At 44.2% G+C, this 12,169-nt stretch carries 10 protein-coding genes; 8 read left to right on the top strand and 2 right to left on the bottom strand.

Translation table 11 applies throughout. The annotated features are described in order from the left end of the window. Window positions 1–2: 2 nt before the first annotated feature. Together OE749_RS03320 and OE749_RS03315 are read right to left on the bottom strand one after the other, a co-directional pair. Window positions 3–431, bottom strand: a complete 429-nt coding sequence (locus tag OE749_RS03320) for a CopD family protein (protein ID WP_263710927.1) — start codon at window positions 429–431, stop codon at window positions 3–5. Window positions 432–440: 9 nt separating this feature from the next. Then, the gene (locus OE749_RS03315) at window positions 441–2,117 is read right to left on the bottom strand and encodes a chloride channel protein (protein WP_263710976.1); all 1,677 of its coding nucleotides are present in this window, start codon (window positions 2,115–2,117) and stop codon (window positions 441–443) included. Window positions 2,118–2,231: 114 nt separating this feature from the next. Between OE749_RS03315 and OE749_RS03310 the strand changes: the two genes are divergently transcribed. From OE749_RS03310 to OE749_RS03275, 8 genes are all read left to right on the top strand, one after another. After that, window positions 2,232–2,966 (top strand): DUF6776 family protein, encoded by a 735-nt coding sequence (locus OE749_RS03310; RefSeq protein ID WP_263710926.1) that lies wholly within the window; start codon window positions 2,232–2,234, stop codon window positions 2,964–2,966. Between the two features lie 251 nt (window positions 2,967–3,217). Then, a complete protein-coding gene (locus tag OE749_RS03305; RefSeq protein ID WP_263710925.1) occupies window positions 3,218–4,264 on the top strand; it encodes a hypothetical protein in 1,047 nt (348 codons plus the stop codon). A gap of 189 nt (window positions 4,265–4,453) precedes the next feature. After that, entirely contained in the window at window positions 4,454–4,798 is a 345-nt protein-coding gene (gene erpA, locus OE749_RS03300) for an iron-sulfur cluster insertion protein ErpA (RefSeq protein ID WP_263710924.1), read from the top strand. A 202-nt stretch (window positions 4,799–5,000) separates the two neighbouring features. Then, entirely contained in the window at window positions 5,001–6,086 is a 1,086-nt protein-coding gene (locus tag OE749_RS03295; protein ID WP_263710923.1) for an efflux RND transporter periplasmic adaptor subunit, read from the top strand. A 3-nt stretch (window positions 6,087–6,089) separates the two neighbouring features. Further along, a complete protein-coding gene (locus OE749_RS03290) occupies window positions 6,090–9,251 on the top strand; it encodes an efflux RND transporter permease subunit (RefSeq protein ID WP_263710922.1) in 3,162 nt (1,053 codons plus the stop codon). A 2-nt stretch (window positions 9,252–9,253) separates the two neighbouring features. Continuing rightward, window positions 9,254–10,006 (top strand): hypothetical protein, encoded by a 753-nt coding sequence (locus tag OE749_RS03285; protein ID WP_263710921.1) that lies wholly within the window; start codon window positions 9,254–9,256, stop codon window positions 10,004–10,006. 117 nt (window positions 10,007–10,123) lie between these two features. Beyond that, complete coding sequence (locus OE749_RS03280; RefSeq protein WP_263710920.1) at window positions 10,124–10,696, top strand: glutathione S-transferase family protein; 573 nt, start codon at window positions 10,124–10,126, stop codon at window positions 10,694–10,696. Window positions 10,697–11,329: 633 nt separating this feature from the next. Further along, window positions 11,330–12,130: an outer membrane protein OmpK gene (locus OE749_RS03275; RefSeq protein ID WP_263710919.1), complete on the top strand. Its 801-nt coding sequence runs from the start codon at window positions 11,330–11,332 to the stop codon at window positions 12,128–12,130. The last annotated feature ends 39 nt before the right edge of the window (window positions 12,131–12,169 follow it).

The raw sequence follows: 12,169 nt of genomic DNA, 5'->3' as shown, positions 1-12,169 counted from the left end.
CGTTAAAAAGATTTGGTCACTGCGAGCGCGACAATTCCGAGTAATAGGAATACAGGAGATTCGTTCAAAAGCTTATAAAATCTGACCGATCTAGGCGCTTCATCACGTGCAAATGCCCGTAAAATTTTCAGTAGGTAAAAGTGGTAGGCATATATTACCGCCACTAACACCAATTTGGCGTGGAGCCAGTGAGATTGCTTGAACCAGTCAATTCCGTACATATGAATAAGAACGAGACCAAAGATCAAGGTAAGAACTGCAAAGGGCGTAACAAACATCCATAAACGCCTTTCCATAACTTTAAACTGATCTTTCACCGCTTGATTATCGGTTTGTGCGTGATAGACAAACAACCTCGGCAAATAGAAGATTCCAGCCATCCAAGCAACCATGAAAAAGATGTGTAGGGTTTTTATCCAGAGTATTGTCATCACTGCTCTCTAATATTGTTCTTTGTGTAAATAACTTCTTAAATTGTTCCAGGTGATCACACCCACGATAGAGTCAGGCGTGTCTTCGTATACGTATACTGCGCCATCTCTGCTTGCTTGAAGAATGTCATACACTTCGGCAAGTGTGCTTTGGGCAGGCACTCCTTCCATATCAAATTGATTCAGCACAGCGCCATCATGGTCCAAGCTAACATTGTACTGAATGAGTGCGTATTCGATGCCAATTTCAAAATGACTACACTGTACAACCGGTTGTGTCGGTGATGTTTCGAGAAATTGCTTCAGTGCTTGTTGTGGAGCATCATAAAACAGTTTGAAATCAGTATTCATTGCCGCGAGTACGCCAGTTTTTTGGAGCGCTTCTTGAATCGACGTTGAACGATAGGCTAGCTTTTGATAGTCCAACTGGCGAATAAAAATAGAACGGTTGCCTAAAAACTGAGTGGAGGTTACATAAGCAGGAACAATTACTAGCATCGCGGGTAAGATAACCTGCGGGCTACCCGATAATTCCATGACGGCAGATAGCGCCGCGAGTGGTGCGTGCAACACAGACGTCAGCAAGCCTGCAATGCCTAATAATGCAAAGCTATTGCTGTAGCCATTGCCATCATCAATAAGCATACTCAGCGGCAGGGCCAAAATTGCACCTGTGAGCATGCCTAACACAAAGACGGGTCCCATAACGCCGCCAGGAATACCCAAGCCAATGGCTAATAGCGCGAGTACCAGCTTAGCAATGAGCACTGACAATAATAATGGCATGCTGTCACTCGAAATAATGGCGTGTACAGATCCTAAATGCGCGCCCATGGCTTCGGGCAGGGCCCACCCTATTATGCCTGTCATAATGCCTGCAATGAGTAAGCGCCAGCGCATTTTTAAGGGCCTAAAGAAGCGGATAATATTCATCAATTGTTGATTAAACAGATGTGCAAATGCGCCGAGAATTACACCTAACACAATAAGGTAGGGATAATACCATTGACTAAAGTTTTCAAAGCGTAGAAAAGCCAGTTCAGTGACTTCTCCAAAGACCGCTCGCGTTAACACACTTCCGATTGCGGCGCTGAGCATAACTGGAATAAAAACGTGAATACGGTATTCTCTGAGTACGACTTCCATTACAAATATGACAGCCGCGAACGGTGTATTGAACGAGGCTGAAATGCCCGCCGCGATGCCACATCCCGCGAGTATTCGAATGCTGTTATAGGGCAGCTTTAACCATTGCCCTAAAAAACTACTGCCAGCTGCGCCCAAATGCACAGATGGGCCTTCACGACCCACGACAAAGCCGCCAGATAACGCTATCATTCCACCAAAGAACTGGTTTAATGTTGTTCTAAATGGAATATGACCATAATTGCGTTTAACGCGATGGATCACAAAAGGAATGCCCATTCGGTAATGTTTGAAGCCAGTCAAAAAAGCGAATGCGATAATCAGTAAGGCGGCAATGATGGGGAGCAATAGGCGCTCTAAAGCGGGTAAAGAATCAAAGCCATAAGGGGACTCTAAAACCCAAAGTTGAATCCATTCTACGCATAGCCTGAATAAGATAATTAGCAGCCCAGCACATAAGCCGCCAACGATGCCAAGCAAGCATAATTGGTAAGATGTGCGAGGGTGGGCAAGTTCGTACCTCAGAGCCTTTAACATGATTCAGTGCAGCAATTCGAAAGAATGATCGGTATAGTAGCACAAGTGCTTGTAACTGAGCGATATTTCATCTTTCAAAGTCGTCGTTAATTTAATCAATCGGGAGCCGTAAGCGCGGTGAGTTTATTTTCAAATTGGTCTCCGGAAGCACTCAAGGCACATCACGGAGCATTTAAATTTTATAGCATTGTTTTGCTGTTAATTGTGGCGGCAGGATATGTGGGCTATCAATTTGGGTTTTCTATGCAAGCAGCGCAGCAAGCGCAAAGTGCAACGCTTCAACAAAGTGTGACTAATCTGAAACAAGAAAATGATAGCCTAACTAAAAATCTTAATATTGTCGGCGTTGAATTAGAAGTACAGAAATTAGCAGCGGAAAAGGCTCAGCGAACTATTTCCGAGGGATTAGAACGAGAAGCGGCACTAAAAGAACAACTCACGTTTTATCAAAAAGTTATGGCGCCTGAATTGCGCGAACAAGGGTTTGTGATCGATGCCTTCGATGTAGAACCGAGCGTAAGTGATGGTTTCTATCGGTTTGATTTGGTGTTACTACAACAAAGCAAAATAAAGCGCGCGGTTAAAGGGTCGGTAACGTTCTCAATTAGTGGGAGTCAGGATGGGCAACCGAAACGTTACAACCAAACTGCATTATTGGCCTCCGAAGCAAAGGCCCTAGCGTTTAGCTTTAAATATTTTCAGGTCATTGAAGGCCAACTGCGATTGCCAGAAGGTTTTGTGCCAGAAAAAGTCAGCATAAAAGCAGACGTCTATCAATACAAGAAGAAACAAGGCCAGCTTGAAAAGACCTTCGATTGGCGTCCTATTTCAATAGATGATACTACGCTATAGGGTTCTTCTGGCGAGAACCCTTGCGCACCTCACGTATACCTACATTCTTGCTACACCATGCGCTAAGTGTTGGCGTACTTTTTGTATTAATAATATTTATTCACAACGCAGTGAGTAAAAAGTAGTAAGAACTGCAACACAGTTCCTTATTTAGCACGCGTCAAATTGGAGAAAGCTTGCCTCTACTGGCAATGTAATGCCGATTTTTTATCCGTCGCAGTTTGACTATTTAAGCCGACAAGGAAACGATTATGATCAGTGGTTTAAGTGCGCTTTCTGTTCAAAAACTGTATAACAGAAACTTTAATCAAGAGAACGCCTCTGAATTTGGTGATTTGCTGTCACGCGCCCAAACGCGCACTGGATCCGCGAAACAGTTTTTAGAAAATCTGTCACCAGAAGAGCTTGCGCTTGTTCAGAAAGCCCATGGTTTGGTTGATAAAATTAACGTGTCAGGTTTGTCAGCAGAGGGTGCGCAAAATCTACTCAGTCAACCTGACGGTACGGGGTTAGTTGATCCAAACAATGATGGCATTGTTGAAGTGGGTATAGCGCGAACGATACATTTCCCTCCTGTTAATTCACCACAATATGTAAAAGATGCATGGGAAAAGGCCACTGAAGGTCTGAGTATGTTTGATAAAGCGACAATGGAATTGTCGATGCACTTTCAAATATATGGTGTCAATATTGACGGTCTGCCCACTAAGCCGCCTTTGCCACCAGAGCGACAATGGAGTCAGGCAGGTATTCAGGCGCTAATGGAGAATGCATGGAGCAATTGGGAGTTTAGGGTCAACATGGAGGGCATGACTGACTACAATCGCCAGATGCAAAACGTGTATAAGGCGTTTGAATCAGAGTTGCAAAGCCACTGGACGAGCGGAGTGACAGTATCTCCTCACGCACCTGTCACCTACGTGGACAATCCGGCTTACCAAAAACAAACGGATAAATCTGAAAACGAAACCGCTGAAAATCAGACGCATTCTTCCTCCCTCATCGACAATATTAATCAGCTTTTAATTGATGCACGTTTAGGTATCGACCGTAAAAAGCTGGAGGAACTTGATGACAAAATGAAAGAAGTTGAAAACGACGACTCACTCACGCCTGAGCAAAAGCAAGTTAAACTTCAGGCGCTTCAACTTCAAAAAGAACGTATGTTAGAAGAAGCACAAAAACGGGCCGTGGAAGAAGAAAAGCGTAAAGCGACACTGAATGTAATTCAAAAAGCTGGCGAAACGTTAAGTGAGTTAGACATCAAACATAAAATTAATCAACGTGGTCTGCTCTAGGTTAAGAGTGGGGTCTTTTGAGAAGAGAAACCTAATGACAGCGAACGTAGCCTACAGTCGTTTCTTAATGGGCCTAAATCTGCTTAAATTGTTTTGATAGGGTTTATTACCGAACAATAGTTGATAAGAATGGTCGGGTATTAGATAATTAGGCTTATTAGTTTAGGAATCTCAACGAAGAGGTCTTTTATGTCGGTAGAAACGGCTTTACCTATTGAGTTCTCTGACGCAGCAGCGTTAAAAGTGAAGGCGCTCATTAGCGAAGAAGAGAACCCGGATTTGAAGCTTAGAGTTTATGTCACCGGCGGTGGTTGCTCTGGTTTCCAGTATGGTTTTACATTCGATGAAAAAGTGAATGACGGTGATACCACTATTGAAAAAAACGAAGTCACTTTGGTCATCGACCCAATGAGCCTGCAATACCTTGTAGGTGGCGAAGTTGATTACATTGAAGGTTTGGAGGGCTCTCGATTTTTAGTGAATAACCCGAACGCGTCAACGACCTGCGGGTGTGGTTCTTCTTTCAGTATCTAATACGCCAAATCAAATTGATAGCTATTCAACCATTGAGTAGCTATCATATTTACTCCTTGTGCCGTCATTCTCCTAGTTAATATGTCTAAATGTGTCATTTCACCGCATTTCTCGACATTCTGTTACATATTCTCAGTGTCTAAACCCCACGCTTCGCGCTAAAGTAGATAACGTTACCTCTACTTTTTCTGGAACGATATTCATGACACGTCTTATTACTCGTATGCGCAGGCAACCTGCGTGGATTGCTCTCTTAATATTTTTGCTGTTGTGCCTATGGCTATTTTCTGGTGTAGGGCAACAAAAAGCAGCCGAGCAAACACAAAGCAAAGCTAAACAGCAGACGCTGGCAGAGGTACGTACGCGCATCCTAAGCGCTGATGAAGTGAGTCGTGAAATCAGTTTGTATGGACGAACTGAGCCCGACCGCACAGCATCACTCAAAGCCGAAGTGACAGGCAAAGTCATTGACGTGCTTGTAAAGGAAGGACAGTTCGTCAAAGCCGGTGAGATTTTGCTAGTGATTGAAGAAAAGGACCTGCAGCGCCAACTAGATGCAGCAAAATCGTTAAAAAATCAGCGAGAGATTGAACTTAAAGCGGCGATGTCTTTGATAGAAAAAGGGTATCAGTCAAAAGTAGCAAAAGCGCAGGCCCAAGCTGCGTTAGATTCTGCTGTTGCAGCCATAGAACAACTAGACATCGATTTAAACAACACCCGCGTCCGAGCTCCCTTTGATGGCGTGCTAAATATGCGGCATGTTGAAGTTGGAGACTCACTTCGCGAAGGGGATTTAATGGTGACTTTCGTGGACCTTGACCCATTAGTGATTACCGCAAACGTTACCGAGAATGACGTTAGTCAACTACAATTAAATCAAGAGGCATCGGGCGAGCTATTGTCTGGTCAGCGCATGGAAGGGCGAATTCGCTATATTTCTAGTGTTTCGAATGAGGGCACCAATACCTTTCCAATTGAAATCGCGGTACCCAACCCAGAGAGAAAGTGGCGTGCTGGAATGAGCACGAGTGTGAGTATTCCCCTTGAAAAAACATGGGCAATAAAAATTACACCAGCCTCTATGGCGCTAGATAAACATGGCAATCTTGGCGTGAAAATCGTTGAAGAGAGCAAAGTGAAGTTTGTACCCATCGACATTGTTAGAAGTGATGCCGAAGGCGTATGGCTGAGCGGTCTGGGTGAACGTGCACAAATTATCACGTTTGGCCATGGCTATGTGAACGATGGCGACACCGTTAACGCCATTGTTGTTGACAGCGAGATATAGTAAATGTCTAGCATGATCTACGCCGCGTTAATGCGCACCCGTACTGTGTTAATGGTTTTCTTATTGCTCATTATTTCTGGCACAGTGACTTACATCAATATACCCAAAGAATCGAATCCAGATGTACCGATTCCATTCATTTATGTCTCTATTGTGCATGATGGAATCTCTCCTGAGGATGCAGAGAGAATGCTGGTCAAGCCTATGGAGCGCGAGTTAAGGGCCATTGAAGGCATTAAAGAGATGACTGCTACAGCAGGTGAGGGGTTCGCTAGTGTCACATTAGAATTCATTGCCGGTTTTGACTCGAATCGTGCGCTTGCTGATGTGAGAGATAAGGTCACCGTCGCTCGTGCCGAGCTTCCGTCAGAAACTGAAGAACCAACCATCCATGAAGTGACTATGGCGGGCGAGCAGGCTGCAATTACGGTGGTGCTGTCTGGTGCGGTAAGTGAACGTGCATTAGTGACAGCCGCTCGTGAGCTGAAAAAGCAAATTGAAGGCCTTAAATCCATTCTTGAAGTTGAAATTGGTGGCGATAGAGAAGATATCGTTGAAATTATTGTCGATCCGCTACTGATGGAGTCATACGGGCTTGATCAAAACGATATTTTTAATCTGCTCTCAAGAAATAACCGTTTAGTACCAGCGGGAACGATGGATACGGGCAAAGGCAGTTTTGCCGTAAAAGTGCCATCTGTGTTCGAGAGTGTGAAAGATGTGATGGAGCAGCCCGTTAAAGTTGATGGTGATAAGGTCATCACCTTTGGTGATGTGGCAACGGTGCGACGGGCCTACAAAGACCCGAGCAGTTTTGCTCGCCTCGATGGGCAGCCTTCCGTTTCATTAGAAGTAAAAAAGCGGCCGGGTGAAAATATTATTGCAACTGTCGACGAGGTAAAAGCACTGGTTCTAGACGCGCAGTCTTCACCTATCTGGCCTGCGACTATGTCGGTAACCTTTACGGGCGATCAAACCAAAGACGTCAATATGATGTTGTCTGATCTGCAAAACAATGTGTCGAGTGCGGTATTGCTGGTGGCAATTGTCATTGTGGCGATTTTAGGTGTTCGCACTGCGGCGTTAGTGGGAATTGCCATTCCCGGATCTTTTTTAACGGGCATTCTAATCATTTCTATGTTCGGGTATACCCTGAATATGGTGGTACTATTTTCTTTAATTATGGCGGTGGGCATGCTCGTGGACGGCGCGATTGTTGTCACCGAATTTGCTGATCGCTGTATGAGTGAAGGCATGGCCAGACGCGAAGCTTACGCGAAAGCTGCGCAGCGCATGGCATGGCCCATTATAGCTTCAACTGCAACGACGCTTGCGGCATTCGCCCCCTTAATGTTCTGGCCAGGTATGATGGGCGAGTTTATGAAATACCTGCCTTTCACCCTGATTGCCGTGCTATCAGCGTCGCTATTAATGGCATTAATTTTTGTGCCGACGCTGGGAACGGTGTTTGGCAAAGCCAGATGGGTGTCTGAAGAAGATCGACAACAAATGCTGCAGTCAGAGGAAGGCGATATCACCACGCTCAAAGGTTTTACTGGAAAGTATGTGCGTATGCTGGCTGTCGCTATACAACATCCATGGAAGGTGCTGGCAAGCGCATTGATTATCGCGTTTCTCACCATTACCGCCTACGCAAATTCCGGATTGGGTGTGGAGTTTTTCCCTCATGTCGACAGTCCCGGTGTCAATATCAATGTTCATACAACGGGCGATTTATCCATTTATGAAAAAGATGCATTGATGCAGCAGGTCGAGGCTAGAGTAATGGATATGGATGAAGTCGAGACCCTCTATGCGCGCACCGGAGGACAAGATCAAATTGGCTATCTGCGATTGAATTTGGTCGATTGGCAGTACCGCCGTCATTCTGATGAAGTATTAGCGGAAGTCGAAGAACGCTTGGCGCATATGCCGGGATTAGACATCGAAATTAGCCCTGATCAAGATGGACCTCAATCAGGAAAGGATTTGCAAATTCAGCTGTCTTCGCGTTTTCCTGAATTATTAGACGAGGCTGCACTGAAAATTCGTGGTGCCTTAGAGTCTCACGGCGCATTTATGGCGATTAGTGATACGGCACCCAAACCAGGAATTGAATGGCAACTTAAGGTTAATCGCGATGATGCTGCGCGCTTCGGTGCTGACGCCACACTGCTAGGAAACACCGTTCAGTTTATAACGACGGGATTGAAGATTGGTGAGTATCGACCAGACGATGTTGATGATGAGCTGGATATTCGCGTGCGTTACCCAGAGGATGAACGTTATATCGATCAGTTAGACAGACTTCGCGTTAAAACTCAGTATGGCTTAGTGCCCGTGTCTAATTTTGTTGAACGAGAAGCGAAACCTAAAACAGATTTGATTCGTCATATAGACAGTGAGCGCGTACTTCGTGTTGATGCGAATATGATTCCAGGAGAGCAACTGAGCAAAGTACTCCCTGAGCTACAAACTATGTTTCCTGAACTGGGGTTAGATCCGCGTGTTAATGTGGCGATCAAAGGGCAAAATGAACAGCAGGAAGAGTCAGAGGTGTTTCTTATGAATGCCTTTATGGTGGCCTTGTTTGTAATGGCAATCATTCTAGTCACTCAATTTAATAGTTTTTATCAAGCGTTCTTAATTTTAAGCGCAGTCTTGTTTTCAACGGTGGGCGTGTTTCTTGGATTAATTCTATTCCAAAAACCCTTTGGTATTGTTATGTCGGGTATCGGTGTGATTGCGTTGGCGGGAATCGTTGTAAACAACAATATTGTGCTTATTGACACCTACAATATTTTGCGTAAAGAAGGTTGCCCACCTTTTGAAGCAATTCTGCGCACAGGCGCTCAGCGCTTGCGGCCTGTACTGATGACCACGGTAACCACGATATTGGGGTTAATGCCCATGGTGGCAGAGGTGAATATCGATTTTATTAAACGCAATATTGAATTTGGCGGTCCGTCTACGCAGTGGTGGTCACAGTTAGCAACGGCCGTTGCGGGTGGGCTTGCGTTTGCAACCCTTCTGACATTGGTATTAACCCCATGTCTATTGGCGTTAAAAGCGAAAAAAGACATGCGAAAAATGTCTAAGAAAGACATCGAACAACATATCGACGCTGGTACAATAGACGCCAAGGTAGTGAACTTGAATGGATAGGCATGATTTTAGCGTCGCAGTTAAGGCGCATCGTCGTTTTATTGTTGATATGTTTTGTACCTTTTCTGTCTCATGCGCGCGTTATTGAGCTAGAAGGGCCGGGAGATTCACCAGAGGCACGCTTTGTTCAAGCGGTACTAGAGCGAGCTTATCAGCGCATTGGCTATGAAGTTGTGTATCGGCATGTACCGCTGGCACGCAGTTTTATTGAGGCAGATAAAGGGCGGCTAGATGGCTTGCGCGCTCGTATTGCCCACGTTGCAGATAAATATGAAGGGCTGGTGAAAGTACCTTTTGTTTTATTTGATTTCAAATTGGTGATACTGGCAGATACACGCTTGTGTGGCGAATGCCATGTCAGTGAGTTAGCGGATCTAGCCGTCGCACGTGGCTTTGAAGGGTTTACTGTATTTCGAGCCCATACAGCGTTATCTGCGAATGTGCTTGAAGTTACGCATTTTCAGCAGGCTTTAAATCTATTGAAAGAGCAAAAAGTGCAAGCGGCAGTCATGTCTGAACCGCTGATCCCAGACGATCTAGCTGGCTATGGTAAACACTGGGTGAGACGAACCCTTGCAGTGTACCCTGATTTTCACTATGTCAACGAGCGCTTCGCGCATTTAGTACCTGCGCTGACTCAAACACTTAACGCCTTAGAAACCGAAGGGGTTTTGCATGCATTGCGTTTACAATACGCTATTCCTGCACCTGCACAGTCTTATCCTCAATCACGCACAGATTTAATTGCGCCATAAATTATCCTTACAAATCACTCACAGCACGCATGCATTTTGCTATGCTGACACACATTCCTTTCTTATTAACTGAGAGGAAGGTGTTAGATTTTTCAATTTGAGTGCAGGAGGCTAACCATGTTTACACTCTACGGATCAACCACTTCTCCTTACGTACGCCGTCTCAGAATGTGGTTACATAACGTTGAACACGAATTCGTTAACATGAAGATTTTTGAAGATGCAGACCGTGAGTTATTAAAGCAAAAGAATCCAACTTTAAAGATTCCCATGCTTGAGGACGACGGAGACATGATTTTAGACTCGCGGGTGATTTTTCGTTACCTCACCGAAAAGTTGAATTATCCCATCTTGAATTGGTATCAAGAAAATCAATTAACCGTATTAGATTCGCTTAACGATGCGGGGGTAAATATGTTCATTCTATCGCTGTCTAACATTGATACCTCGCAAGATGCTATGTATTTCAATATTCAGCGAGAGCGGTTTGCGACCTCGTTTGCACAAATATGTGAGCAAATCGATAACGGTGACTTTGATGAGTGGAATTATCCTGCGATTTCTCTGTACGCATTGGTAGATTGGATGCGTTTTCGAAATCTTTACGATTACACCCAGCATCCTGCGTTGGTTCGTTTTATGTCAGCCAATAGTGAAAGATCTGAGGTATTGGCAACCTCACCAGATTAAAGCTCCGTTTAGTTAGGGCGTCTCATTTCAAAAAGTGGTTTCACATTACGTTTAAATTTCATACTTTTGTTTGGCGTAAGATTTTGTTTTTAAAGCATAAAAATAATTTTGTGCTTTTTATTTCGAATTTTATTTATTTTTAGTGAGAGATGTTTCTGCGTCGCCTCACTACATAATCGCACATGTAACAATGTGACTATGTTTAGCGACCATGTTTGTATGTGAGCCGAAACAGTATGCGACAGGATAAGGGCGAACGTGACTGATATGCAATGGACTGCGTGAGCAGTATTTTTTTCCAAGGGATATCAGTGACACCATATCGGGATGATATGACTGTCAGGAAGACAGAGATGGAACGACAGGTTATTCAGGACGTAAATAACCAACGCCATGGAGTATGCTGATTTCGGTCTTTTTTTATTTAATGCAAGGTGCTTTGTAATAGACCATATCGACTACAAGCGCTTCTCTTAGTGCCTTTTTCAATAATCTTCTTTTTTCTTTTAAAAGTTCTGGTAACACGTTGTTTATCAACTATATTTAGTTTTTAGTTAATGCTAGATGGGTACAAGCCAAATTAGCGTTACAAAACAATACACACTACCTCACACACAACACGCTGGAGCAATAATGATTCGACTATTCACAATACCTGTTTGTATTGGTGCAATGTTTTCTTCTTTTTCTTTAATGGCTGCTAACTGGAGTACAACGGAAGTGCATTATCAGCGCGGAACATTAGATGTGCCGATTTTTGCTCAAAATGGTGTGACCGATGCGGATACGACGGTGATTACATTGCAACATGCCAGTGGATGGGATTACGGTGACAATTTCTTTTTTGTAGATTATATAGACGATGATGAAGAAGATGGATTCAATGACACCGATTTTTACGCCGAAGTGTACTTGAATTTCAGCCTGTCAAAAATGACGGGAAATAACGTTGGATTTGGCCCCGTACGCGATATCGGCCTGTTAATGGGGGGCAACTTTTCGGGTGATGCAAAGGTGAAAAAATATCTTCCTGGCGTGCGGTTTTCGATGGATGCGCCGGGCTTTGCATTTTTAAATTTGGATGTCACGGCCTATTTTGATGACAGCGACGGTGTTACCAGAGGGGGAGCGCCGACAGAAGATAATAGCTACATGTTTGATGTTAACTGGGATTACCCATTTACGGTGGGAAGCCAACATTTCAGTATCACAGGACACGCTGAATACATTGGAAGTCGTGACAATGAATTCGGTGGAAAAGTTAGCCACTGGATACTTGCCCAGCCACAGTTTAGATGGGATATAGGCCACGCGATTTTTGATCGCAAAGATACGATTTATGCGGGGATTGAATATCAGTATTGGCGAAATAAGTTAGGAGATGACTCTACTGATGAAAGTGCAGTGCAGCTGTTGTTAGTTTGGCGCCTTTAGTCGCTTCGACTAACCAACGTTTATTATTTTAGGAGTTTT

Origin of the sequence: Fluctibacter corallii, assembly GCF_025751585.1 — a bacterium.
GTDB lineage: Bacteria > Pseudomonadota > Gammaproteobacteria > Enterobacterales > Alteromonadaceae > Fluctibacter_A > Fluctibacter_A corallii.
Note: the sequence above shows the minus strand (reverse complement) of the source record. Positions and strands in the feature narration are given on the sequence as shown.

Bases quoted from the DNA above. Each gene is read 5' to 3' on its own strand.
- OE749_RS03320 (WP_263710927.1), bottom strand. From the start codon at position 431: ATGACAATACTCTGGATAAAAACCCTACACATCTTTTTCATGGTTGCT.
- OE749_RS03305 (WP_263710925.1), top strand. From the start codon at position 3,218: ATGATCAGTGGTTTAAGTGCGCTTTCTGTTCAAAAACTGTATAACAGA.
- erpA (WP_263710924.1), top strand. From the start codon at position 4,454: ATGTCGGTAGAAACGGCTTTACCTATTGAGTTCTCTGACGCAGCAGCG.
- OE749_RS03295 (WP_263710923.1), top strand. From the start codon at position 5,001: ATGACACGTCTTATTACTCGTATGCGCAGGCAACCTGCGTGGATTGCT.
- OE749_RS03290 (WP_263710922.1), top strand. From the start codon at position 6,090: ATGTCTAGCATGATCTACGCCGCGTTAATGCGCACCCGTACTGTGTTA.
- OE749_RS03285 (WP_263710921.1), top strand. From the start codon at position 9,254: ATGATTTTAGCGTCGCAGTTAAGGCGCATCGTCGTTTTATTGTTGATA.
- OE749_RS03280 (WP_263710920.1), top strand. From the start codon at position 10,124: ATGTTTACACTCTACGGATCAACCACTTCTCCTTACGTACGCCGTCTC.
- OE749_RS03275 (WP_263710919.1), top strand. From the start codon at position 11,330: ATGATTCGACTATTCACAATACCTGTTTGTATTGGTGCAATGTTTTCT.